The organism is Termitidicoccus mucosus (assembly GCF_038725785.1).
Lineage (GTDB): Bacteria > Verrucomicrobiota > Verrucomicrobiia > Opitutales > Opitutaceae > Termitidicoccus > Termitidicoccus mucosus.
On sequence record NZ_CP109796.1, the window covers coordinates 3648290 to 3673220 of the forward strand.

The window sequence follows — 24931 nt, forward strand, 5'->3', positions numbered from 1 at the left end:
TTCTTTAAAAAATTATGAATTACAAACATTCCCAATATAATTCGCATACGAATGGTAGACTAACAAAATAATCGCCATTGATATACTTATTTTATTGGCGATATTATTTATTGTGCATCCGTTTCGCAACATGATGAGATGCTGGTGCACCACGAAAATCATCAAGGGCGGCACCGCTTGTGCCGCCCCTCCATTGTTATCAATCGCAACCACACCCAAAATCGGCGCTGCCCCGGTTTGGGTGTCGTGCGCCGCCTTCAAACGGTGCATGGCGAAGCGCGCGGAATTTTTTCAGGTTGAATCCCTCTGACACTGACGGAATGTTCGCCATCATCACCACCGCCATGACCTACGCCGACATCGCCGCCGCCCTTCCAGCCAAAGCCGTCACGTCCATCGACGGACTCCCTTTCCCGAAAATCGCCTCGGGCAAGGTCCGCGAGATCTTCGATCTCGGCGACGCGCTCCTCATCGCCGCCACCGACCGGCTGTCCGCCTTCGACGTGATCCTGCCCGACGGCATCCCCGGCAAGGGCATCATCCTCACGCAAATCAGCAACTGGTGGTTCGCGCAAACCGCCTCGGCCGGCATCATCCCGAATCACCTCCTGCCCGACCAGCCCGGCGAATTCGCCCGGCGCGGCATCGCCGACCGCGACCTCCGGCTCCGCAGCATGATCGTGCGCAAACTCAAGCCGCTCACCATCGAATGCGTCGTGCGCGGCTACCTCGTCGGCAGCGGCTGGTCCTCGTATCAGAAGACCGGCGAAGTCTGCGGCATCCGGCTCCCCGCCGGCCTCCGCCAAGCCGACCGCCTGCCCGCGCCGATTTTCACCCCGACCACGAAAGCGGAAAAAGGCGCGCACGACGAACCCATCAACGACGCGCAGGGCGCCGCCGCCGTCGGGGCCGCGCTCTACGAAAAAGCGAAGTCCGCGAGCCTCGCGCTGTATTCACTCGGCCATGACAGGGCCGCCGCCGCCGGCATGATCCTGGCCGACACGAAATTCGAATTCGGCACCGACCCCGCCGGCAACCTCGTGCTCATCGACGAAATTCTCACGCCCGACTCGTCCCGCTACTGGCCCGCCGACCGCTACGCGCCGAACCAGTCGCCCCCGAGCTACGACAAGCAATTTGTCCGCGACCACCTGCTCGCCATCAAGTGGAACCAGCAGCCGCCCGCCCCCGCCCTTCCCGCCGAGGTCATCCGCGGCACCCAGGAAAAATACCTGGCCGCGCTGAAGAACCTGATCGGGTGAAACCCGCCCACCCTTGGTCAGGGCATCCGCAGCACAAACCGCCACGGCTTGCCGGCCCACTCGGGGCCGGCGTAGGCGACGCCGATGCGCGGGGTCGTTTGTATCCATCTTTTTAACACACGCGGCGCCCCGGCGGGACGCTCCTCCAGCCATAATCCGCCGGCCTCGTCCAGCGCGGAGCACCCGTTGAGCCCCCGCCCGATGCCGAGGACGCGCGTCAGACGCCCGGGGCCGGATACGTCGGCCAGACCGCGGATGAGCACCGCCGCGGGGAATCCCACCGGCCCGGTCACGAGGTTCAGCATTTCGTGGACCCCGTAGCAAAGATACACATACCACAGGCCACCAGCGCGATACATCACATCCGTGCGGGCGGTGCGACCTTTGCTGGCGTGGCAGGCCAGATCGGTTTCCCCGTGATACGCCTCGGTTTCCGTGATGATGTGGCGCGTCACGCGACCGTCGGGATGACGGCGAACCAGCATTTGGCCGAGCAAATCGCGGGCGATGGCGGCGGTGCTTCTGTTTTGCACAACTTTGGCTTTGATTGGCACGGGCATCGGGCTTTGAGTCGCCAGTCTCCACACAATTTTATCCAACGCAATGCCCGCGCGCACCTCCCTGCTCCATCGCAACCTGCGTCTATGCACTTACGACGGTCTCGCGGCCATGCCGATCTGCTACCTCGTGCTGCCGAGCAATTTCATCGTGGCGGCGCTGCTCACGGGCCAGTTCAGGTTGCAGCCGGAAATCTACGGGTTGATCTGCTCCCTGCCGTTCTGGGGAAATTTCGTGCAGGCGTTTTTGATGCCGTTCATCAATCGCGCCCTGCCGCCGCGCTCGGTGTCCATCGTCTCCGCCCTCACGCAGGGGGCGGCGTGGGCGGCGCTGGCGGTCGCGATCGGCCTGCTGCCGCCGGACGAGCCGGAGGCAACCGGACGCTGGTTCCTGCTGCTCCTGGCCGTGTCGGCGGCAGCGACCGCGATGGCGGCGGTGAGCTGGACCTCCTGGATCCAGGAATGGGTGCCGATGCGGATACGCGGGAAATACTTCGGCCTGCGCAACCGCCTCAACCAGATCGTGCAACTCGTGTTTCTGCTCGTCACCGGGCAGTTGCTCGCGCGCATGGGCGGCACGGTGCGGGCCTTCCAGGTGTTGATCGGCGTGGCGGTGTTTTTCCGCATTCTGTCGGTCGTCGCCCAATACCGCACGCACGCCGGGCTCGCGCCCGCGCAAGGCGGCGACCGCCGCCTGCCGTGGCGCGCGCAGTTCACGGAGCTGGCGCGCTGCTCGCCGTTCAAGTGGTTCGTCGCGTATGGCGCGGTGTGGGGTTTCGCGGCGAATTGCATCGGGCCGTTTTACCCGGTGTTCATGCTGGAGCAGTTGCGGCTCTCGCTGGCCGACATCAGTTTTCTCGTCGTGCTCTCGAGCATCGGCGGCGCGGTGTCGTATCCCGCGTGGGGCGCGCTGGCCGACCGCTTTGGCAACAGGCCGGTGATGCTTTTCGCGATGATCGCGTGGCAGCTCCAGAATTTGCTCTGGTGCATTCTCAACCCGTCCAACACGTGGATCCTGTATGTCATGTGGGCCTTTGGCGGGGTCATGGGCGCGGGCTTCGCGCTCAGCCTGTTCGCCATCCAGCTCAAAATCATCCCGCGCGCCGCCAAGACCCTCGCCATCAGCCTGAACCTCGCCGTCACCGCGCTCGTCACCGCCATCGCCCCGATGATCGGCGGCGTGCTGCTGGAGCAGCTGCTCCATGCCGGCTATGATCCGATAATCGTGTTTCACGGCCTATTTCTCATTCAACCCGTGATGGCGATCCTCGGCTGCCTGCTGCTCATGCGGGTGCAGGAAGTCAACTCGCGCCCGCTCTCCAACGTCATTGGCGCGATGCGAAACATCCGCACCCTCAGCGCCATGGTCGGCCTCGGCTTCCTGGTCGACCATGTCTTTGTGCGGCGGCGGAAGAAAGTGTGACAAACAACAGGCAATAAGAAGACACCGCGCCGTCGCGGTGCATCCTCCGCATGGCGCAACGCGCCGCTGTTTCTTGCCACTTGCCACTTGTCACTTCTTATTTCCTCCACTCGCCACTTCCCCCTCATGATCCTCACCCTCACCGGAAACCTCCTGGCCGAGCGCACGCTGGAGTTTGACGCGTGGCGGCCCGGCAAGACCCAGCGCGCCCGGCACGCCTCGTTCCAGGTCGGCGGCAAGGGCGTCAATGTATCCAAAATGCTGGCACGCCTCGGTGCGCCCACGACCGCGCTCTGCTTCGCCGGCGGCGCGCCCGGCGACGAATGTGCCGCGTGGCTGCGCGGAAGCGGCATCGGCCATCGCATTTTCCGGACGGACGCCGCCACGCGCACCGGCACCGTCGTCCGCGCGCCCGGCCAGCCCGAAACGACCTTTCTCGGCCCCGATGCCGCGCCCGATGCCGAGGCGCTCGCCGCCTGCGCCGCGTGGCTCGACGCACGGCTCCCCGACGCGCAAACCGCCCTCGCGCTCTGCGGCAGCTTTCCCGGCTGGGACGCCGCTGGCGGCGAGGTTCTGCGCGCCACGCTGGCGCGCTGGGCCGCGGCGGGACGATTGTTTGTCGATGCCTACGGCCCGCCGCTCACGTGGGCCGTGGGGCAACCCGCCGGGCTGATCAAGATCAACCGCGACGAACTCATCCAGCTTGCCGGCGCCGGCGGCGCCGCGCGCCCCACCGCCGAACTCCTCGCGGAGACGCGCCGCCGCCATCCCGCCGTGCGCCGCTGGATCATCAGCGACGGCCCCCGCGAAGTCTGGTTTGCCGAGGCCGGGGACGCGCCGCCCGCGAGCCTCCTGCCGCCGCCGGTGCGCGAAATTTCCCCCACCGGCTCGGGCGACGTGCTCCTTGCCTGCATTCTTCACAGCCTGTTGATAAATCGTGAAAAATCGCTCGCAAAGACGCTCTCTTTCGCGTTGCCTTACTCTGCAGCGAACGCGGCAAGTCCCGGCGTCGCTGATTTCGACTTGAACCAACTCCCCAACCCAAGGTCTGTTTCAACACCATGAACCGCACACTACTTATCGTCCTGGCAGTCATCGCGCTCTTGGTCGGCGCCTTTTTTGGCTACAAGAGCTATCAATCCAATCTCGAGCGCGAACGCGCCGAGGAACGCGCCCGGCAAGAACAAACCGAGCTTACCCGGCAGGCCGACGAGCTTCGCCAGAAAGCCGCCGCCGAAGCCGAGGCCACCCGCCTCGCGGAGGAAAAGGCGCGCCGCGAGGCCGCCGCCGCCGCCGCCGAAATCGCCCGCCTCCGTTCCGAGCAAGCCCAGGCCGAGGCCGCCCGCAAGGTCGCCGAGGCCGAGGCCGCCCGCGCCCTCGCCGCGCGCGAGGCCGCCACCCGGGAAAAAGAAGCCGCCGTCGGCGAAGCCCGCCGCCAGGCCGAGGAACGCGAAAAGGCCGCGCTCGCCGCCGAGCAATCCCGCAAGGAGGCGCTCGCCCGGATCGCCGCACTGGAGCAGGAGAAAGCCGCCGCCGCGGACCGCGAGGCAGCCCGCCTCGCCGCGCTCAAGCAACAGCAGGAACTCGAGGCCAGCCGCGCGGGCGGGTCCTCCGTCGCCTCCTCGTCCGCCACCAGCCGCCGCACACTGCCCATCAGCGCCGGATTGCCGAGCGACTACAAACGCGCGCCGCACTACTACATGGAGCAATCCCTCAAGGCCGCGGCTGAATCGAACTGAGCCGCCCTTCGCTTCGCGTCCTGCAAAAATTCCATCCCGGCCGCGCCTGCAAAGGCGCGGCTTTTTTTGTCGATAGTGACGCGTGGCAAGTCCGGCGTTGTCAGCGGCGCGGCTCGGCTCGATAGTTTGCGGCATCATGACTGTCCAGGAACGTCTCGCCGCTCATCTTGCCAAAACGCCCGACACCGCCCGCGCCAACTGGGTCGCCGCCAACGCGACCGTCGTCGGCGATGTCACGCTCGGGCCGAAATCCAGCGTGTTCTACGGCGCGGTGCTGCGCGGCGACATCGCCCGCATCGTGCTCGGCGAGGGTTCCAACATCCAGGACAACTGCGTCGTCCATCTTGCCGACGACCTCGACGCCATCATCGGCGACTGGGTGACGGTCGGCCACGCCGCCATCATCCATGCCTGCACCATCGAGGACGAGTGCCTCATCGGCATGGGCGCGACCGTGCTGGACGGCGCGCGCGTCGGCGCGCGCAGCATCGTCGGCGCGGGCGCGGTGGTGACGCCGCGCACGGTGATTCCGCCCGGCTCCATGGTGCTCGGCGCCCCCGCCAAGGTCGTCCGCCAGCTCAGCGAGGAAGAGCAGAAAAAACTGCGCGGCTGGGCCGAGAAATACGTCCACGTTTCCGCCGCTCACGCCGCCGCGGAACGCAAGGCGTAGGACGGCCCGTTTTAGGAAAGACGCGCCTTCCGTGCCGTCCTTATGCCATTTCCAAACCCTTTATAGACTTATCAAGGTAGGGCGAGGCGTCCCGCCGAGCCGCGAGCGATTCACACGGCTCGGCGGGACGCCTCGCCCTACCATTAACGGCTTCCATAATGTGATTTGCATTCGCAAATGGTATGATTGGTATCACACCTCCACCAGTTCGCGGGCCGCGGATTCCTCCACGATCGCGTGGAGTTTGCCCATGCGCGGCTCCTCTTCACTGACCGAGGCCAGCGAAATGTAGCGCGCCTCCGGCAAAGCCTCGCCGGCCTCCGCGTCGGGCACCGTGTTCGCCGCGACGTCGAACGGCGCGGCGATGCGGATCATGTGGGTGTCGAACATGTGGAGACGCGAACCGGGAAGCCGCTGGCCCGCGCCGGTCGGACAATTCATCCAGAGGCGCACGGAGAGATGATGGTTGCCCGGCGTGATGTCGGGGCGCACGCGGACGGGCAGGCAATACACCGCCGCCTGGCCGGCTGCGAGGTGCAGGCGCGTGATAGTCGCCTCGGGCCGGCCAATGCCGGGCAGATGGCCCAGGCGCAGGTTCACGATGCGGTGCCGCGAGGCATAGTTTTCCAAAAACACGAGCAGGCGCATCGTGCCGCCGCGTGGCGTCGAATCGGGCAGGAAAAACGCCGCCGCCACGACATCGCGGCAGGTGCAAAGCAGGTCGAAGCCGAGTTCGCCGGCGAGCACGGAATGGGAATAGGGAGCGTCGTGACGCGTGGCCCGCCACGCGGAGAACACGCTCCAGAATCCCCGCGCGGCAAGGCCGAGAAACACGACGGCGAGAATCCACGCGTAATCGGAAACGTGCCGCGTGAGCAGCGCCGCCGAGGCCACGCCCGCGAGCAGCGCGACGATGGAATAAAACGCCACCCGTATGCCGCCGCGGCAGGTTGGGCCGCTGTCGGGCGTGATGTCGGGGGTTTCGGTTTGGAGAATCGCTGATTTGTTCATAATGTGTAAGGGGTTGTGACTTTTTTATCTTTCTTCTTTATTCTTTCTCTTTCCTCTTTCTCTCCAAGGAAGAACCGGGGCGGAGGAAAGGGAGAAAGAGGAAAGAGAAAGAATAAAGAGGAAAGATATGCATGACATCTTCTCAGGCCGAATGGCGGCGGCGGTAGCCGGTGCGCACGGCCATGAGAAGCCCGAGCAGGACGAGGATTTTCGAGGCGAGTCCGTCGAGCATGTGCTGCGGCTGGTAAAAGGCGGCGAGCCCCTGGAGCATGAGATAGAACACCAACGCGGCGCACGCGGCGCGGAAGGGCGCGAATTTCGCCCACCACCAGAGGAGCAGCAGAATCACGCTCACGGTCAGCATACCGCAGGCGATTTTTTGCGTGTGGGCGGGGGGCGCGGAGGTCTCGTCGTGATGCACCAGCATCAGCTCAGTCACCCACAAATAAAGCGGGTAGAGCGCAGTCAGGAATTGCACGAGGGCGCTGACAAAAAGCCAGTCGCGTCCCGAGAGGATTTGCTGCTCGCGCGCCGAGCGGGCCTGACACTCGCGCAACACACGAAACGGTGAATGTTCGATTGTGTTCATGATGGGTTTCGGGGATGACAAAAGTATGGTCTCCGGGATTTTTTAAGCAACAGTGGAAAAGTTTTTTTCCAGTTGCTTATGAGTATTATAATATTTCAGGCGCGGTTTTGCAGCGGATGACGGGAGATATATTAAAACAAAATTTTTACCACGGTATGCTTTCCCCTCATTTTCATTCGTTTGTCGATTCACGCGTCCGTCCTGGCTGCGAAACAGTTTGGGAAGGAAAACGATTATTTGTTCGCGACGGCCTGCCCGGCGGTCGTTTCCAGCCAGCCGCCGCCGAGGGCCTTGTAGAGCCCGACGAGATTCGAAAGATCGGCGAAGCGGGCTTGGATAAGGCCTTGTTGCGCACTGAAGAGATTCTGTTGCGCCGAGAGGACGGTGAGGTAGTTGTCCACGCCTTGCTGGTAGCGGAGGTCGGAGAGATCGTAGCGGCGCTGCTCCGCGGCGACGCGGTTTTCCTGCGCGGTGATCTGCACCGCCAGCAACTCGCGCGAGGCGAGCGCGTCGGCGACCTCGCGAAAGGCGGTCTGCACGGCCATCTCGTATTGCGCGACGGTGATTTGCTGCGCGGCCTGCGCCGATTTCAGCACGGCGCGGTTGCGGCCGCCGGTGAAGAGGGGAAGCGTGATTGTCGGCGAAAAGCTCCACATGCCGGAGCCGGACTTGAAGAGGCCGTCAAGCTCGGCGCTGGCGGTGCCGCCAAACGCGGTGAGCGTGATCGAGGGGAAGAAGTTCGCGCGGGCGGCGCCGATGCTGGCGTTGGCGGAGCGGAGCGCGTGCTCGGCCTGGAGGATGTCGGGACGGCGCGCGAGCAAGTCGGACGGCAGGCCGGCGGGCAGGCCGGCGCGGAGTCCTTGCGAGCCGAGCGGCACGGGCGGCGGCAGGTCGGCGGGAAGCGGCGCGCCGACGAGGAGCATGAGGGCGTTTTCGGCCAGCGCGCGCTGGCGGGTGTATTCGGCGAGGCTGGCCTGCGCGGCGAAGACCTGCGTCTCGGCGGTGCGGAGGTCGAGCTCGGAAACCGTGCCGGCCTCGTAACGGCGCTTCACGAGGTTGTAGGAGTCCTCGACGAGCTTGAGGGTTTCGCGCACGAGGGCGAGCTGCTCGTCGGTGGAGCGCTCGAGGATGTATTGCGTGGCGATGGAGGCGACGAGCGCGAGCTGAGCGGAGCGGCGGCCTTCCTCGGTGGCGAGGTAGGTCTCCAGCGCCGCGTCCTTCAGGCTGCGCACGCGCCCGAAGAAATCGAGCTCGTAGGAGGTGACGCCGAGGCCGACGCTGTATTGGCTGGAGGTGACGGCCTGGCCGGAGGAGTTGAGGTCGCCGGGCGTGCGCTGGCGGGTGCCGGAGCCGCTCGCGCCGATGTCCGGGAAGAGGCTGGAGCGCTCGATCTGGTATTGGGCGCGGACCTGCTCGACCCGGAGCGCGGCCACGCGGAGGTCGCGGTTGTTTTCGAGGCCGAGCGCGATGATGCGGCGCAGGCGCTCGTCGTCGAAGAAATCGCGCCAGCCGATGTCCGCGGCGGCAAGCGCGGGCGAGGCCGGCGCGCCGGTGGCGGCGGAGGCGCGCGCGAAGGTCGCGGGGACCTGCGCGTCGGGCTGCTCGTAGTTCGGCGCCATCGTGCAGCCGCCGGCGGCGGCGAGGATGGCGAGGGCGGCCAGCACGGCGATGCGGCGCGGGAACGGTTGCTGGGAGGCAGACTGGGAATTCATCGGGAAACGGTGTGTGTATTCGGATTGTTGATACTATGGGTGTTTCTCGCCCGCCTCGGTTTTCAGGACGGCGGCGTGCGCGGCCATGCGGCGGTCGGACTTGAAGAGCCTTGTCACGGCGACGAAGAACATCGGGACAAAGAAGATGGCAAGCACGGTGCCGGTGACGACGCCGCCGAGCACGCTGGTGCCGATGGCGTTTTGCGAGCCGGAGCCCGCGCCGCTGGAGATCGCGAGCGGGATGACGCCGCAGCCGAAGGCGAGCGAGGTCATGAGAATCGGGCGGAGGCGGAGGCGGGCCGCATGCAGCGTCGCCTCGACCAGTCCCATGCCGCTCTCAAACGCCTCCTTCGCGAACTCGACGATGAGGATGGCGTTTTTCGAGGACAGGCCGACGGTCGTGAGCAGGCCGACCTGGAAATACACGTCGTTCGACAGGCCGCGCATCGTCACCGCGAGCACGGCGCCGATGACGCCGAGCGGCACGACGAGCATGACCGAGAAGGGAATCGACCAGCTTTCATACAATGCGGCGAGACAGAGGAACACGACGATGAGCGAAATCGCATACAACATCGGCGCCTGGTCGCCAGAGATTTTTTCCTCGTAGGAAAGGCCGCTCCACGCGAGGCCAATGCTGCTGGACAGGTTGCTTTCCACGATGGATTGCATGGCGTTCATCGCGGTGCCGGTGCTCTTGCCCGGCGCGGCGCTGCCCTGGATGGTGACGGACGGGAAGCCGTTGAAACGGTCGAGCGCGGGCGGGCCGTATTCCCAGCGCGTGGTGGCGAAGTCGGAGAAGGGCACCATCTCGCCCCGGTTGTTGCGCACATACCAGAAGTCGAGGTCCTCGGGCATCATGCGGTAGGGCGCGTCGGCCTGGATGTAGACGCGCTTCACGCGGCCTCGGTCGACGAAGTCGCTGAAGTAGGTCGAGCCCCAGGCGGACGAGAGCGTCTGGTTCACCTCGGCGATGGAGAGGCCGAGCGCGGAGGCTTTTTCGAGGTCCACGTCGATGTGAAACTGGGGAGTGTCGTCGAGGCCGTTGACGCGCACGGCGACGACGTCGGTATTCTGCCTGGAAAGGCCGATGAGCCGGTCGCGCTGCTCGAGCAGGGCCGCGTGGCCGATGCCTTCGCGGTCCTGGATGCGCAGTTCGAAGCCGTCCGCCGTGCCGAGCTCGGTGATGGCTGGCGGCTGGAAGGCGAAGGTGAGCGCCACCTGCATCTGCGAAAAATGCGCCATGGCGCGGCCGACGACCGCGGGCACTTTCAGGCGGTCCTCCTTGCGCAGGCTCCAGTCGCGGAATTTCACGAAGCCGAGGGAGGTGTTTTGTCCACGTCCGCCGAAACTGAACCCGGCGATGGCAAAGATGTTCTCCACCGCTTCTTTCTCTTCCACAAGGAAGTAATGCTCCACTTCCTTGATGACGGCGAGGGTCTGCTCCTGCGTCGAGCCCGGCGGCAGGATCGCCTGCATGAAGGCGATGCCCTGGTCTTCGTTGGGGAGAAACGCCTTCGGCAGCCTGACGAAGGCGTAGCCGAGCGCGCCGACGATGAGCGCGTAGAGGAGCAGGAAGCGGACCGGCCGCTTGGTGATGCCGGAGACGCCGCGGCCATAAAGGTGCGTGCCGCGCTCGAAGGAGCGGTTGAACCAGCCGAAAAAGCCGCGCTTCTCGGCGTGTTCACCGCGCCTGACCGGCTTCAGGATGCCGGCGCAAAGCGCGGGCGTGAGCACGATGGCGACCACGACGGACAACATCATCGCGGACGCGATGGTGATCGAGAACTGGCGGTAAATCACGCCCGTCGAACCGCCGAAAAACGCCATCGGCACAAACACCGCCGAGAGCACGAGCGCGATGCCGACGAGCGCGCTGGTGATCTGGCCCATGGATTTTTTCGTCGCCTCCTTGGGCGACAATCCTTCCTCGGCCATCACGCGCTCCACGTTTTCCACGACCACGATGGCGTCGTCCACCAGCAGGCCGATCGCCAGCACGAGGCCGAACATGGTGAGCGTGTTGATGCTGAAGCCGAACATCGCCATGACCGCAAAGGTGCCCAGCAGCACGACCGGCACCGCGATGGTCGGGATGATGGTCGCGCGGATGTTTTGCAGGAACAGGTACATGACGAGGAACACGAGCACGATGGCCTCGATGAGCGTCTTCACCACTTCCTCGATGGAGAGGCGCACGAACGGCGCGGTGTCCATCGGATACACCACCTTGAGCCCCTCCGGAAAATAGCGCGAGAGGCTGGCCAGTTCCTTGTGCACGAGGTCGGAGGTGGCGAGCGCATTGGCGCCGGAGGCGAGCCTGATGCCGAGGCCGGCCGCGGGGTTGCCGCTGAAGCGCGCGCGGAAGTAATAATTTTCGCGGTCCTTCTCGACGCGGGCCACGTCGCGGAGCCGCACCTGCGAGCCGTCGGGCGCGACGCGCACCAGGATGTCCTCGAATTCCTCGGCGGTGTTGAGGCGCTCCTGGGCGATGATGGTGGCGTTGAGCCGCACGCCGGGCTCGGCGGGCGCGCCGCTGAGTTCGCCGACGGCGACCTGCGCGTTTTGCGAGGTGATGGCGGCGATCACCTCGCTCACGGTGAGGTTGTAGTTGTTGAGCGCGTCGGGATTGAGCCAGATGCGCATGGCGTATTTGGCGCCGAAGAACTGCGCCTCGCCGACGCCGCGCAGGCGGCTGATCGGGTCCTGCACCGAGGTCGCGATGTAGTCGGCGATGTCGGACTCGTTCATGCTGCCGTCGGCGGAATAAAAGCCGGCCACCATGAGGAAGTTTCGCGTGGCCTTTCTCACGGTCACGCCCTGGTCCTGCACTTCCTTCGGGAGCAGCGGCAGCGCGAGCTGCATCTTGTTTTGCACCTGCATCTGCGCGATGTCGGGATTGGTCCCCTGCTCGAAGGTCAGCGTGAGCGAAAGGCTGCCGTCCGCGCTGCTGGTGGATTCCATGTAGCGCATGTTGTCGATGCCGTTCATCTGCTGCTCGATGATCTGGGCGACGGAGTCCTGCACGGTCTGGGCGGAGGCGCCCGGATAGACCGCGCTCACCGAGATGGAGGGCGGCGCGACGTCAGGGTATTGCGAAACGGGAAGCCGCGTGATGGACAGCAGTCCCGCGAGCATCATGAAGATGGCGATGACCCAGGCGAAGACGGGCCGTTCGATAAAAAATTTTGCCATGGAGGATTCTCCTGTGTTGGGCGCTGGTTAAAATGGTTCGGCGCGCGCGAATTACTCGGCGGCGGTTTTCGGCTCGGTGATGGGCAGCGAGCCGATGGACTGGCCCGCGGGCACGGGCTTCACCGGCATGCCCTGGCGGACGCGCTGGAGGTTCTCGACGACGACTTGTTCGCCGGCCTTCAGGCCGTCGGTGACGAGCCAGTGATCGGCGATGGTGCGCTCGGTCTTGAGGATGCGCAGCTCGGTGATGTCCTGCCCCTGGTCGTTCTTGACGACAACGAGCGCGGTCGGGTCGCCCTTCATGCTGCGCGACACGCCTTGTTGCGGCACGAGCACGGCGTTCGGGCTCACGCCCTCGACGATCTCGGCGCGCACAAACAGGCCCGGCAGCAGGTCGGGCACGCCGCCGCCGTCCTTGTTGGGATTCGGAAATTCCGCGCGCAGGAGAATCGACGAGGTCGATTGCTCGACCGTGATGTCGGTGAACTGGAGTTTGCCCTCGAGTTTGTATTCGCGTCCGTCGTGGAAAAACAGCTTCACCCGCGCCGCGTCCTCGGGCGAGATTTGCAGCGTGCCCTTCTTGCGGTCTTCCTCGAGCTTGAGCACCTGACCGGCGGGCTGCACGATGTCCACGTAGATCGGGTCGATCTGCTGCACGACGGCCATGAGCGTCGCGGCGCCGGCCTGCACATAGGCGCCCTCGGTGACTTCCGACTTGCCGATGCGGCCGGAGATGGGCGCGTAAACCTTCGTGTAGGCGAGGTTGATCTCGGCATTGACCACGGCGGCCTTGCCCGCGGCGACATCGGCCTCGAACGCCTTGGCCTGCGCCACGGCGTTGTCGTAGTCCTGCTGGCTGATGGCCTTGTCGCGGGCAAGCTCGGCATAGCGCCCGGCCTGCGCCTTGGCCGAGACGAGGTTCGCCTCGGAACGGGCGAGCGTGGCGCGGGCGCTGGCCAGCGCGGCCTCATACGGCGCGGGATCGATCTGGTAAAGCTGCCGGCCTTCCTGCACCACCTCGCCCTCGGTGAAGAGACGCTTCAGCACGATGCCGTTCACCCGCGCGCGCACCTCGGCGACGCGGAAGGCGGACGTGCGCCCGGGGAGCTTCTTGCGCAGCGTGACCGGCTGCGCCTTGAGCGTGACCACGCCGACCGCGGTGACCGGGGCGGAGCCTCCGCCTTGCGGCGCGCCTTTCTTGCCGCAGCCGGAAAAGCCGAGCATGGCCGCGCCGGCGGCGAGAATCGAGACAACGGAAATCGCGGCGCGAATGCCCCGCTGGGTTGTGGTTTTCTTCATTGGTGTTGGAATTCGTTTGGAAAAGACAGGCGGGAAAATGTGACAAAAAAGTTCTCGGAAAAATTTCTGCGGAAAAAGACCAGCACGACGCGGGCCGACGCGGCGCGGATGCGTTACTTTTTGAGCGCCGCTCCTTTTCGCGCGGCGCTCCGCGTATCGCTCGGAGGCGCGCGCAGGCCCGCCGCGCAAAAGGCCAGCAGCCGCCGCATCTCCACTTCGGGCCTCGCGCGCCGGCCCCGCATGCGCTCCTGCATCGACGCGAACAGCAGGTGGTGGTGCAGCACGCCCATCGCCAGCGACGAGCGCCAGTCCAGCTCGTCGGCCGGCACCGACGGCACCGCCTTCCTGAGCAATACCCCGAATCGCACGCGGAACGGCTCGAACTGCGCCGTCGCCACCGCGCTGACCATGGCCTCCTCCTCGAAAAAGAACCGGCTCATCATCTTCGCCACGCCCTCCTGGCGCCGCCGCGTCCTCGCGTCTCTGGCCATGCAGGGGCCGAGAAACGCCTCCATCAACGCCTCCACCGTCGCGCCGCCCCTGCTCTGCTCGATGACGTCCAGCGCCGCCATGCGGCGGTCGAACAGGTCGGACATGCGCCGCTCCAGCACCGCCCGCAACAGCCTGTCCTTCGAGCCGAAATGGTAATTGATGGCCGCGAGGTTGACGCGCGCCTCGCGCGAGATGTCGCGGATCGACACGGCGCGCACGCCGTTTTTCGCGATGAGCTCCTCGGTGGTGTCGAGTATGACCGTCTTGGTCGGGCATTCGCCCTCCCCGGCATGGTCGGGACATTTATGCGTTGTTTTTTCAGGCAGCATTCAAACGTATGTTTGAAACGCTTGTTGGCGGCGGGCCGGATTGTCAAGCGGGCAAAATGCGCGCGCCGGAGAAATTCCGGGATTGGACTGGATTTTGACAATCGCGCCCCTCCCTTGGCGCGGCCGGGGCGCGTCAGGCCGCGGCTTGGCGCGCCCCGGCCTTGGCGACCAGCACCTTGTCCACGCGGTGGCGGTCCATGTCCACCACCTCGAAGCGCCACCCGGCGTGTTCGAAATAGTCGCCGGCCTCGGGGATGCGTCCGAAATACGTCACGATGAAGCCGCCCAGGGTTTGGAAATCGGCGTCGTCCTCGTTGGGCAGCTCGTCGAGGTCGAGCAGGGTTTTCAACTCGCCGGCCGGCAGGGTCGCGTCGATGAGCCACGAGCCGTCCTCGCGGCGTTTGGCGGCGGGTGCGTCGCGGCGGCCGTGCCCGTGCGCGGGCAGGTCGCCGACGATGGCTTCGAGCACGTCGATCAGCGTCGCGAGCCCTTGGATGGAGCCGAACTCATCGGTCACGAGCGCGATGTGCTTGCCGGATTTCTTGAACGCCTCGAGCAACTGGATCGCCACCATGGTCTCCGGCACGACGAGCGGCGGCAGCAGCAGGTCCTTCAGGCTGGATTTCAAGCCGATGGCCGAGTGCGCCCAGAGCGCCTTCACCGCGACCATGCCGAGCACCTGGTCATGGTTTCCCTGATACACCGGGAAATACGAATGCCCGCTGGCGACGATTTTCCGCCAGCTCGCCTCCTCGGGGTCGTCGATGTTGATGAAGACAATCTTGGGCCTGGGCGTCATGAGCGCCGTCACGGGCAGTTTGTCGAGCTCGAGCACGCCCTCGACCATTTCCTTTTCCGTGCGGTTGAACACGCCCGCGTGCATGCCCTGCTCGATGAGGATGTTGACCTCCTCCTCCGACACCGGCGTCTCCTGCGGCTGCTCGCGCACGCCGAACAACCCCATCACCTTGTCGGTGGAAAACGTGAGCAGCCAGACGACCGGGCTCACGAACTTCGCGAGCTTGTTGACGAAGGGCGCGAGTCCGATCGCCACGCGCTCGGGCGCGGCGAGCGCGAGGCGCTTGGGCACGAGTTCGCCGAGCACGACGGTGCACATCGTCAGCAACAGCGTCATCACCACGAGGGCGACGGGACGCGCGTATTCGGCCAGAAGGGGCAGGCGCGTGAGCGGTTCGGCCAGTTTTCCCGCCATGGTCTCGCCGCTGTACATGCCGATTCCGATCCCCAGCAACGTGATGAAAACCTGCACGGCGGAGAGGAACCGCGCCGGTTCGGACGCCGTGGCGAGGGCGGCCTTCGCCCGCACATCGCCTTCGTCGACGCGCTGCTTCAGCCGTGCTTTCCGCGCGGATACCACCGCGATTTCGGCCATGGCAAACACGCCGTTTGCCAGCAACATGAGCAGGAGGATGAATATTTCTGTCGTAAGGCCGGACATCACGGAAGGTCGCCACGATAGCCGCGGTGCGGCGACTGGCAACATATTTGCCCGGCTCCCTCATGACGTTCCCGCCAATTCCTTGTAAAACAAATGTCACCCGCGGCGCTGGCGTTTTCAAGGCTGACATTGTGCGCGGCACCACCCACATTGCGCGGTGTTAACCCATGAGCACGATCACCACTCGCGTTTTTCCCATGCTTGCGATTGCCGCCGCCGCGACGCTGGCCGGATGCAAATCCGTCCCGCTTACCGAGGACAAGAGCATGGTCGCCGTGTATCAATTCGGTGAATTCAAGATGCTGCTCAACACCACCGCGCCGCACGCGGCGGAAGTGACGCAGCGGGTGCTCAAGGAGCAGGGGCTCTACCAGACCGAGTTTGCGCAAAGCACCTATGAGGCGCGCATCACGGCGCGCGCCGTCGGCGACCAGAAGGTCTCGATCATCATCCAGGAAGAAAACCGCAACCAGACGATGCTGCGCATCCGCTGGGGCACGAGCGGCGACCTCAAGAAGTCCCGCCGCCTCTACGAGGCCATCGAGGCCGGCGTGGACCGTCCGTGATGCCGCCCCGCTCCGATGGCGAGGTTTTCCTCGTCAGGTCATTTTGGCGGGGACTTTTTCTCGCCGCGATTTTGTTGTGACAATCCGCCGGCCTCGCGCGCGAGGCCGATCAATAATGACCATGCCTTTCACCCCGTCTGCGCAAAATCATCACCCGGCCCGGCTGTCCTTCCGGCGGTTTCAGCACGATTGCTAATTCTCACCTTGCCGCGGTTGCGTCCCGGTCATGGGCACGAAACGCACGTCCATGACGCTCTGGCGGCGCACCCTGCCTTTCTTTTTTCTGAGCAGCACCAGCTCCTGCACCGCGCCCTCTTCTCCGACGGGGATGATCATGCGCCCGCCCTCCTTGAGCTGGGCGACCAGCGGCGCCGGCACGTGGTCGGGCGCGCAGGTGACGATGATCGCGTCAAACGGCGACGCCTCCGCCCACCCTTGGTAACCGTCGCCGGCGCGCGTGCGGACGCTGGCGTATCCCAGCCTCGCCAGTGTCTTCTCCGCGCGCCACGCCAGCGGCTCCACGATTTCAATCGAGCAAACCTCCTTCACCAGCATGGAAAGCACCGCGGCCTGATAACCCGAGCCGGTGCCGATTTCCAGCACGCGGTCCTCCGGCCCCGGCGCGAGCGCCTCGGTCATGAACGCGACGATATAGGGCTGCGAAATCGTCTGTTCCCAACCGATGGGCAGAGGCCGGTCGTCGTAGGCGAGATGCCGGATTTTTTCCGGGACAAATTCCTCGCGCGGCACCGTCCGCATCGCGCGGAGCACATCGGGATGGCCGATGCCGCGCGGCAGCAACTGCCGCCTCACCATGTCCTCACGCTGTTTTTTCGCATCCGGCGCGTCCGCCGCCCGCGCCACACCGAGCAGGCATCCGCATGCGAGCAGCAAAAGCAAAAAGGCGGGCAGGATCGGGGCCATGCAGGAAAGATCGGGTTCTCCGCAACATGCCACAATACCGCGGAATTGCACCGAAAAAACCGCCCGCCCGCGGCATGCCGGCGCCTACCCTGCGCGCGCCGGCACGCGTTTTTGCGTTTGGCGCCAGATGGCGAGCAAGGCGGCAAAATCCGCGTTGCGGGTCGTGCTTTTTATGCGGTGGTCAAACTTGTGCGCCTCGCGCAGCTCGGCCTCCGCCGTGCGCAAGCGGCATTCCATGTCCTCGGTGGTGTTTTGACCGCGGCCGACCATGCGCGCGCGCAGCACCGCAATCGGCACCTCGATGAAAACCGTCGCCATGTGCCGCGCGAGGAGCGGGTTGGCGGCGGCCGCGCGGCGAAAGTTGTCCACGCCCTGCACGTCGATGTTGATGACGAGGCTGCGCCCGGCCGCGAGCGGATCGAGCACCGACGACGCGAGCGTGCCATAGCGGTTTTTTCCGTGCACCCACGCCCATTCGAGAAACGCGCCCGCGACGACTTTCGCGTCGAATTGCCCCGGCGTGAGGAAATGGTAGTGCACGCCGTCCACCTCGCCGGCGCGCGGCTCGCGGGTGGTCGTGGTGACGACGCGCGAAAACACCGGCACCTCCGCCACGAGCCGGTCGCAAAGCGTGGTTTTCCCCGAACCCGCCGGACCGGCGATGACGAGGAGAACGGGCGCGGAAGCGGCGGCGGCGTTTCCGGCCGCGATGTCGGAGGCGATGCTGGCGGACGAGGACATGGCGCGACCTGTTGCCTGAATCCCGTTCATTCAATACGTGAGCGCCACCGCGCCGAGCAGCAGCCCGTAGGCGAGCATCGCCGCGCCGAGCATCCGCGCCCGCGGCAGCCGCGCGAAGAGCCACTGGAGCAGGTCCCGCATCCGGTAGGGCACGACCGCGAAATACATCGCCGCCGCGACGCCCGCATAGACCAGCGTGACCATGAACAGGCGCTGTGGATGATCGTATTCCATGAACGCCGCGCGCAGCAACGGCCACGCCGTCAGCACCATCAGCACGCACAGCCCGCGCACGGCGAGAAACTCCGGCACGTAATAAAACGCCGCCACCGCCACCGCGCCGAAGATGAACATGAACGGCCTCGACGACTCGAACAGCACGAGGTCCGCCGCGGACAGGCCGTTCACCACCCAAAGGAACCACAACGCCCCGCCGCCGAAGAAAACGATGGCCGCCTTGCGCGAACGCGGCAGCGCCTTGAGCGACGAGACAATGACGGAATTGCTCACGAGCAAAAGCGCGCCGAGCGCGATGAGAAAAATGCCGGGAAGCAGGGTGGCGGTGGTGAGGCTCATTTGAAGCAGGAAATCAAAGCGTGTTGCTCCCGAATAGAGAACGAGAACGAGTAAGAGAACGAGAACGATTTTTATGGCACCCCCGCCAGCACCAGTTCCCCATACAGCGAACTCACCGTCGCTCGTTCGACGCGCAGCGGCACGAACTGCCCGGCCAGCCGGGGACTCGCGTCGAAAATCGCCACGCGGTTGCCGCGCGTGCGCCCGATGAAATGCCGGCCGGTCTTGTCCCGCCCCTCCACGAGCACCTCCTGCGTCGTGCCGACCAGCGAGGCATTGCGGCGCAGCGAGTTCTGCTTCAAGATTTCGAGCAGCACCTGATTGCGGTGCTCCTTCACCTCGTCGGGAATCTGGTCGCCCATCTCCGCAGCGGGCGTGCCGGTGCGCACGGAGTATTTGAAAATGTAGGCCATGTCGTAGTTGCACGCCTCGAACAACGTGCGCGTTTGCTCGAAGTCCGCGTCGGTCTCGCCGGGAAAGCCGACGATCACGTCGGTCGAGAAATACATGTCCGGACGCACGGCGCGCAGCGAGTCCACGATCTCCTTGTATTTGTCGCGTGAATACGGGCGCTTCATCGCGCGCAGGATGCGGTCGCTGCCCGACTGCATCGGCAGGTGCACGCATTCGCAGAGTTTGGGCAGGCGCCCGAACGCGTCCACGAGGTCCTGCCTGAAGCCGCGCGGATGCGGCGACGTGAACCGGATGCGCCCGACGCCCTCGAGCGCGTGCACGCGCTCCAGCAAACGCACAAACGGCGACACGCCCGCGCGTCCGTCCTCCGCCGGCTCCGCGGCGGACTCGCGCCGCCCGTAGCTCGTCACGATCTGCCCGAGCAGCGTCACCTCGCGCACGCCGCGCGCCGCCAGCGCCTCGACCTCGCGCACGATGTCGTCCATGGGGCGCGAGCGCTCGTCGCCGCGCGTCTTCGGCACGATGCAAAATGAGCAATGCATGTCGCATCCCTGCTGGATCGACACAAACGCGCTCACCTGCCGCGCCTCGTCCCCGTCCGCCGCGCCATCACGCCCGCCGTCACCGCCGGCGACGGCCTCGCTCGTATCCGATTTCCCATTACGGACCGCCACGCTGCCCTCGCCGCCGTCCGCCGCCAAGAGGTGATCCTTGATCCTGTTCTGCGAGTCCTTCTCCTCGCGGATGTCGATGATCGTCTCGCCGAACGGCACGCCCGCCTCGCGCGCGGCGCGCAGGTTGTCCAGAAAGCCGGGCACCTGGTGAAATTTTTGCGTGCCCACGATGAGGTCCACGTCGGGCAGGCGGTCGAGCAGCGCGGCGCCGCGGTTTTGCGCCATGCAGCCGAGGATGCCGAGGATGAAGTCGGGCTGGCGGCGCTTGCGTCCGCGCAGGTGGGCGGCCTTGCCGATGGCCTTTTGCTCCGCGGCATCGCGCACGCTGCACGTGTTGAGCAGCATGATGTCGCACTCGTCTTCTGAGCCGACGATGCGATACCCCCGGGCGCGCAGCATCGCCGCGACCGCCTCGCTGTCGCGCTCGTTCATCTGGCACCCGTAAGTTTTGATGTAGACCCGGTTCATGCGGAAAACGCCCGGCCGGCGCGTGCGCCAAGAGGGCGGGAGGGATTGACCTAGGTAAACGCGGCCCGCTTCGCGTCAAACGGGAAACTCGCAACCCACCGCCGCCTCGCCGCCCTCCGACCAGCTCAGCAGCGCGCCCGGCTCCGCGCCGTCCACCGATAACATTGCAAGCCCCATGCACTTCGCCAGCCCGCTGCCCTCGTCGGTGCGCGCCATCGAGCGCAACTCCCCCACTTTCCGTCCGCCGGCAAATAATCCCGCCGGCAACACCCGCTCCGGCGATGCGTCCGGACCGCCGCCCCGCGCCTCCTCCCAGCGCACGCGCCACAAGCGCCGCCGCACGCGTCCCAGCGACTTGAGCCGCGAGATCACCTCCTGCCCGAGGTAGCAGCCCTTGGTGTAGGAAATCGCGTCGCGCTCCAGCCCGGCTTCATTCGGCAAATCTCCCGGCCCCGCGTCGCGCGGCACCATCGGCACGCCCGCCTCAATGCGCCTCCGCTCCATCTCCGAAAAGCCGACTTCCTCCGCTTCGCTCAAAAACTCACAGCCCGCTTCCGGCTCTGCGTCCACCGGGCGCAGCCACTCCCAACACTCGCCGCCTCCGCGCCGCCCGCGAAACATCACGCCGCCGCCCTGTTTTCGCAGCTCACTCACCACGGGGCCCCCGATATCCAGCAAACAAACCCCATTCCACCGCGCGGTTTCATCCTCCACCACCACGTCGTCCGCCACGATATACCGCTCCAGCCGTTCCCGAATCGCCTGCCCGCAGCCCTCATAACTCGCCAAAACCCACTCTGCCTCCTTCACCCTGAACAAAAAACCGTCCGCCTCCACCCGTCCTTTTTGGTTCAACCATAATCCATACACGACATCCTGAAGGCCAATAGGTTTCAGATCCTGCGTAAACTGTCCCTGCAAAAATTCCGGGGCATCCAGACCGGAAATCCGTAAAAATGCGGCGGGCCGATAGTGAAATACGCGGACATGTTTCCCAAAAATCATAGCGTTTAATTATATAACAAATAGCAAATTGCAAAAACAGCTTGGAAAAAAATCAAAGTTTTTGTTGACGAAGACCCGCCAATGTTATCTCTTGGCAACATCAAATTTCACTTCTCCCGCATAGCGGGAGTTTTGGGGTAACTAAGAAAGCAAATGGCCGGTCGCTTAGGGGTAGGCGACCGGCCAACTTTTTATCCGGATTCAGAGATCGTCGAACATAGGCCGCGAAACCCCATTTCCTATCTGACCCGCAGGCACTGCTGAGCGGCCTCTTTTCCACTCGCTTCGAGTCCCCGCCCTCTCAGTCACCAACCCATCTTTTCCAAGATGCTTTGCAAAACGGTTCTCCTTGCCTTCGGCAATTGAAAAATATTCAATCACAAGATACTATATTACAGTCGCTTAAATATGCTAAATCGCTTTTTTCAAAAAAAGCATTGACCGAAGCCCGATAATTTCTTCTTCTCACAACATCAAATTTCACTTCTCCCGCATAGCGGGAGTTTTGGGGTAACTAAGAAAGCAAATGGCCGGTCGCTTAGGGGTAGGCGACCGGCCAACTTTTTGTCCGGATTCGGCGGCCCGCCCGCCGGACTTCATTCCCGCCATTGACCCCGTGCGCGACACTCCCTTTCTTGCGCAACTCTCATGCTCACTCTGGCCGACGTTTCCAAATCCTACGGCACACGCGAACTCTTCTCCGACGTGTCGCTCTTCATCGCGCGCAACGACCGCCTCGGCCTCGTCGGCCCCAACGGCGCCGGCAAGTCCACCCTCTTCAACCTCATCCTCGGCGAGGAACGCCCCGACTCCGGCGAGATCACGTGGGAACGCGGCGCCGACTTCGGCTATCTCCCGCAGGAAAGCGCCCCGGCCTCCGACGAAACCATCCTCCACATCGCCACCAGCGGCAAAAAACTCGAACCCACCGAGGACGACTGGGACATCGACTACACCCTCGAACCCCGCGCCCGCAAAATCCTCGCCGGCCTCGGCTTCAAGGAAGGCGACGCCGACAAACCCGCCCGCACCTTCTCCGGCGGCTGGATCATGCGCGCCCACCTCGCCCGCCTGCTCGTCGCCGAACCCGCGCTGCTCCTCCTTGACGAGCCGACCAACCACCTCGACCTCGAGGCGCTCCTCTGGTTTCAGGACTACCTCACCCGCTACCCCGGCGGCCTCGTCGTCATCTCGCACGACCGCGCCTTCCTCAACGCGCTTTGCACCGGCATCCTCGAACTCCGCGCCTGCACCCTCCACTACTACCACGGCAACTACGACAACTACCTTGTCGAAAAAGAAGCCCGCAAGGCCCAGCAACTCGCCCAATTCAAGAACCAGCAGCGCGAAATCGACCACCTCCAAAAATTCGTGGACCGCTTCGGCGCCAAGGCCTCCCTCGCCTCCCGCGCCAAGTCCAAGGAAAAACAAATCGAGCGCCTCAAGGAAGACGCCATCGACGAGCCCGAGGACGATCTCTCGCGCATCCATTTCAAATTTCCCCAGCCTCCGCGCTCCGGCCTGAAAGTCATCGAACTGCTCAACGTCCACCAATCCTACGGGGACCACGTCGTTTACCGCGACCTCAACTTCACCGCCGAACGCGGCCAGCGCATCGTCCTCGTCGGCCCCAACGGCGCCGGCAAATCCACCCTCCTGAAAATCCTCGGCGACGTCATTCCGATCGATGCCGGCACCCGCGAACCCGGCTCCAACGTCACCACCGGCTACTTCGCCCAAAACCGCCTCGACAACCTGAAGGCTGGCGCGACCGTCCTGGACAACGTCATGGAGCTGCGCACCGCCGAAAACCAGCTCACCGAGCAGCAGGCCCGCGCCATCCTCGGCGCCTTTCTTTTCCGCAAGGACGACGTCTTCAAAAAAGTCAGCGTGCTCTCCGGCGGCGAAAAATCTCGCCTCGCCCTCGCGCGGCTCCTCGTCAAGCCGCCGAACCTCCTCCTCATGGACGAGCCCACGACGCACCTCGACATCCCCTCGATCGACGCGCTCGTCGCCGCCCTGAAAGCCTACGAAGGCACGCTCATCTTCATCAGCCACGACGTGTATTTCATCCGCGCCCTCGCGGAAAATGTCCTCCACGTCCACAGCGGCCGTCTCACGCCCTACGCGGGCAACTATGATTATTATCTGGAAAAATCCCGCGCCACCAACGAACGCGCCGCCCTGACCGCCGGTTTCACCGACGCCCGCCCGCAGCAAACCGCCGGAAGTGGCGCGGACGTCCGGCCCGTGACCGACGCCGCGCCAAATCCCGCCGCCACGCCCGCAAAATCCGCCGCCGCGAAACTCACTCCCAATCAAATCGCCCGCCTCCGCGACGAAGTCGCCCGTCTGGAAAGAGATGTCACCGAGATCGAGAAACGCCAGGCCGAGCTCACCGCCGCTCTGGAGGCACCCGAGACCTACGCCGACCACGGCAAAGCCCTCGCCCTCAACCGCGAACTAACGGCCGTCGTTGACCAGCTCCAAGCCGCCACCGAAGCATGGGAAGAAGCCGCCACCCGCCTCACCGAAGCGATGGCGTAGGCGAGGCGGCGGCGCGGCCGACGCCAGTTTAAGTTGAAGTTTAAGTTGAAGTCGGAAAACGTGGGCGCCTCGCGCCGCTGACTTAACTTCAACTTAAACTTCCAACTTAAACCGGCCGGCGCAGCCGGCCCGCTCCCACCGTGGACACCGTTTTCACCCTCCAAGACCTTCGTGACTGGAACCGCCCCGGCACCTCGCTTGCCGTGCTCGGGCACCCCATCAAGCACTCGCTCAGCCCCGCCATGCACAACGCCGCGCTCGCCGAGATGGCCCGCGCCGACTCCCGCTTCTCCGACTGGCGCTACCACCGCTTCGACATCCCCCCCGACGATCTTCCTGCCGCACTCGAACTGCTCCACCGGAAAAAATTCCTCGGCGTCAACCTCACCGTCCCGCACAAGATCCTCGCCTTCGACCTCGTCGCCGAGGTCGACCCCGCCGCCCGCCCCATCGGCGCCATCAACACCCTGCATTGGACGCCCGCCGGCTGGCGCGGACACAACACCGACGGCTACGGCCTCGCCACCGCCATCCGCGAAACCCTCGCCCGCGAACTCGCCGGCGCGCCCGTCATCCTCCTCGGCGCGGGCGGCGCCGCGCGCGGCGCCGCCGTCGAATGCCTCCAGCGCCGCTGCGCCTCGCTCTGGATCGCCAACCGCACCCGCGCCAACCTCGACGCTCTGCTCGCCGCCCTGCGTCCGCTCGCCGGCGCCGGGACGATTCCCCTCCACGGCTTCAATCCCGCCACGCCGCCCGACGGCATTCCCGCCGCCGCGCTCGTCATCAACGCCACCTCCGCCGGCCTGCGCGATAGCGACCCGGCGCCGCTCGACCTCGCGCGCCTCGCCTGCCGACCCGCGGGCGTGTTCGACATGATTTACAATCCCCCGCAAACCCGCCTCCTTGCCCAAGCCGCTGCGCTCGGCCTGCCCGCCGCCAACGGCCTCGCCATGCTCGTGCACCAAGGCGTCCGCGCGCTCGAAATCTGGACCGGCAAGCCGCCTCCCGTCGAGCCGATGCGCCGCGCCGCCGGACAAATGTAGGACTTGCGCTTCCCTCTACTTCGTTCCTGACGAAAGAGAACGATAAAGAGGGAACTGCTTGGTGAAGGGCTGTTGTCGTTAAAAAACACACTTGCGCAGGGAGGGCGGCGTCCCGCCGCCCGACACGCGGAACGCGTGCCCGTCGAGTCCCGATAAAATCATCCACAAAGGGAGGCTTTCGCCTCGTTCGGCGGCGGGACGCCGCCGCTCCCTGCGCAAGCGTCTCATAACTAACA

General features: G+C 65.0%; 22 protein-coding genes. 8 read left to right on the top strand and 14 right to left on the bottom strand.

All coding sequences use genetic code 11. The features are described from left to right. Window positions 1–12: 12 nt before the first annotated feature. Entirely contained in the window at window positions 13–270 is a 258-nt protein-coding gene (locus OH491_RS12700) for a hypothetical protein (protein ID WP_068770931.1), read from the bottom strand. A 74-nt stretch (window positions 271–344) separates the two neighbouring features. Between OH491_RS12700 and OH491_RS12705 the strand changes: the two genes are divergently transcribed. After that, the gene (locus OH491_RS12705) at window positions 345–1262 is read left to right on the top strand and encodes a phosphoribosylaminoimidazolesuccinocarboxamide synthase (protein WP_068771171.1); all 918 of its coding nucleotides are present in this window, start codon (window positions 345–347) and stop codon (window positions 1260–1262) included. A 17-nt stretch (window positions 1263–1279) separates the two neighbouring features. On the opposite strand, the gene OH491_RS12710 is transcribed toward OH491_RS12705, so the two are convergent. After that, window positions 1280–1822, bottom strand: coding sequence for a DNA-3-methyladenine glycosylase (locus tag OH491_RS12710; protein ID WP_342751050.1), 543 nt, complete (start codon window positions 1820–1822; stop codon window positions 1280–1282). 43 nt (window positions 1823–1865) lie between these two features. Between OH491_RS12710 and OH491_RS12715 the strand changes: the two genes are divergently transcribed. From OH491_RS12715 to OH491_RS12730, 4 genes are all read left to right on the top strand, one after another. Next, the gene (locus OH491_RS12715; protein ID WP_068770929.1) at window positions 1866–3242 is read left to right on the top strand and encodes an MFS transporter; all 1377 of its coding nucleotides are present in this window, start codon (window positions 1866–1868) and stop codon (window positions 3240–3242) included. Window positions 3243–3368: 126 nt separating this feature from the next. Then, the gene (locus OH491_RS12720) at window positions 3369–4307 is read left to right on the top strand and encodes a PfkB family carbohydrate kinase (protein WP_068770928.1); all 939 of its coding nucleotides are present in this window, start codon (window positions 3369–3371) and stop codon (window positions 4305–4307) included. Next, on the top strand, window positions 4304–4981 hold the full coding sequence (locus OH491_RS12725) for a hypothetical protein (RefSeq protein ID WP_068770927.1): 678 nt from the start codon (window positions 4304–4306) through the stop codon (window positions 4979–4981). The genes OH491_RS12720 and OH491_RS12725 overlap by 4 nt, the downstream gene beginning before the upstream one ends. Before the next feature lie 136 nt (window positions 4982–5117). After that, complete coding sequence (locus tag OH491_RS12730) at window positions 5118–5651, top strand: gamma carbonic anhydrase family protein (protein WP_068771170.1); 534 nt, start codon at window positions 5118–5120, stop codon at window positions 5649–5651. A 192-nt stretch (window positions 5652–5843) separates the two neighbouring features. Here OH491_RS12730 and OH491_RS12735 read toward each other — a convergent pair whose 3' ends face one another. The 7 genes from OH491_RS12735 to OH491_RS12765 all read right to left on the bottom strand — a co-directional run bounded on the left by OH491_RS12735 (window position 5844) and on the right by OH491_RS12765 (window position 15737). Continuing rightward, entirely contained in the window at window positions 5844–6662 is an 819-nt protein-coding gene (locus OH491_RS12735) for a hypothetical protein (protein ID WP_068770926.1), read from the bottom strand. 142 nt (window positions 6663–6804) lie between these two features. Next, a complete protein-coding gene (locus OH491_RS12740) occupies window positions 6805–7251 on the bottom strand; it encodes a hypothetical protein (RefSeq protein ID WP_068770925.1) in 447 nt (148 codons plus the stop codon). Between the two features lie 233 nt (window positions 7252–7484). Further along, window positions 7485–8963: an efflux transporter outer membrane subunit gene (locus OH491_RS12745; protein WP_084442280.1), complete on the bottom strand. Its 1479-nt coding sequence runs from the start codon at window positions 8961–8963 to the stop codon at window positions 7485–7487. 33 nt (window positions 8964–8996) lie between these two features. Further along, window positions 8997–12158, bottom strand: a complete 3162-nt coding sequence (locus OH491_RS12750) for an efflux RND transporter permease subunit (protein WP_068770924.1) — start codon at window positions 12156–12158, stop codon at window positions 8997–8999. A gap of 51 nt (window positions 12159–12209) precedes the next feature. Next, a complete protein-coding gene (locus tag OH491_RS12755; protein ID WP_068770923.1) occupies window positions 12210–13457 on the bottom strand; it encodes an efflux RND transporter periplasmic adaptor subunit in 1248 nt (415 codons plus the stop codon). Window positions 13458–13570: 113 nt separating this feature from the next. Further along, entirely contained in the window at window positions 13571–14278 is a 708-nt protein-coding gene (locus OH491_RS12760) for a TetR/AcrR family transcriptional regulator (RefSeq protein WP_068770922.1), read from the bottom strand. Between the two features lie 133 nt (window positions 14279–14411). Then, window positions 14412–15737 carry a hemolysin family protein gene (locus OH491_RS12765; protein ID WP_068770921.1) on the bottom strand — a complete coding sequence of 442 codons (1326 nt, stop codon included), beginning with the start codon at window positions 15735–15737 and terminating at the stop codon, window positions 14412–14414. Window positions 15738–15904: 167 nt separating this feature from the next. Between OH491_RS12765 and OH491_RS12770 the strand changes: the two genes are divergently transcribed. Continuing rightward, window positions 15905–16303 (top strand): DUF3568 family protein, encoded by a 399-nt coding sequence (locus OH491_RS12770; RefSeq protein WP_068770920.1) that lies wholly within the window; start codon window positions 15905–15907, stop codon window positions 16301–16303. Window positions 16304–16495: 192 nt separating this feature from the next. On the opposite strand, the gene OH491_RS12775 is transcribed toward OH491_RS12770, so the two are convergent. From OH491_RS12775 to OH491_RS12795, 5 genes are all read right to left on the bottom strand, one after another. Further along, window positions 16496–17227 (bottom strand): protein-L-isoaspartate(D-aspartate) O-methyltransferase, encoded by a 732-nt coding sequence (locus OH491_RS12775; protein WP_068770919.1) that lies wholly within the window; start codon window positions 17225–17227, stop codon window positions 16496–16498. 84 nt (window positions 17228–17311) lie between these two features. Next, window positions 17312–17968 carry a guanylate kinase gene (locus tag OH491_RS12780; protein ID WP_068770918.1) on the bottom strand — a complete coding sequence of 219 codons (657 nt, stop codon included), beginning with the start codon at window positions 17966–17968 and terminating at the stop codon, window positions 17312–17314. 30 nt (window positions 17969–17998) lie between these two features. Continuing rightward, complete coding sequence (locus OH491_RS12785; protein WP_145928853.1) at window positions 17999–18544, bottom strand: hypothetical protein; 546 nt, start codon at window positions 18542–18544, stop codon at window positions 17999–18001. A gap of 71 nt (window positions 18545–18615) precedes the next feature. Beyond that, window positions 18616–20100: a MiaB/RimO family radical SAM methylthiotransferase gene (locus OH491_RS12790; protein ID WP_068770917.1), complete on the bottom strand. Its 1485-nt coding sequence runs from the start codon at window positions 20098–20100 to the stop codon at window positions 18616–18618. A gap of 75 nt (window positions 20101–20175) precedes the next feature. Next, window positions 20176–21105, bottom strand: a complete 930-nt coding sequence (locus tag OH491_RS12795) for a YgfZ/GcvT domain-containing protein (RefSeq protein WP_068770916.1) — start codon at window positions 21103–21105, stop codon at window positions 20176–20178. A 648-nt stretch (window positions 21106–21753) separates the two neighbouring features. Between OH491_RS12795 and OH491_RS12800 the strand changes: the two genes are divergently transcribed. Both OH491_RS12800 and OH491_RS12805 read left to right on the top strand, forming a co-directional pair. Next, window positions 21754–23652: an ABC-F family ATP-binding cassette domain-containing protein gene (locus tag OH491_RS12800; RefSeq protein WP_068770915.1), complete on the top strand. Its 1899-nt coding sequence runs from the start codon at window positions 21754–21756 to the stop codon at window positions 23650–23652. 140 nt (window positions 23653–23792) lie between these two features. Beyond that, complete coding sequence (locus OH491_RS12805) at window positions 23793–24695, top strand: shikimate dehydrogenase family protein (RefSeq protein ID WP_068770914.1); 903 nt, start codon at window positions 23793–23795, stop codon at window positions 24693–24695. Window positions 24696–24931 lie beyond the last annotated feature (236 nt).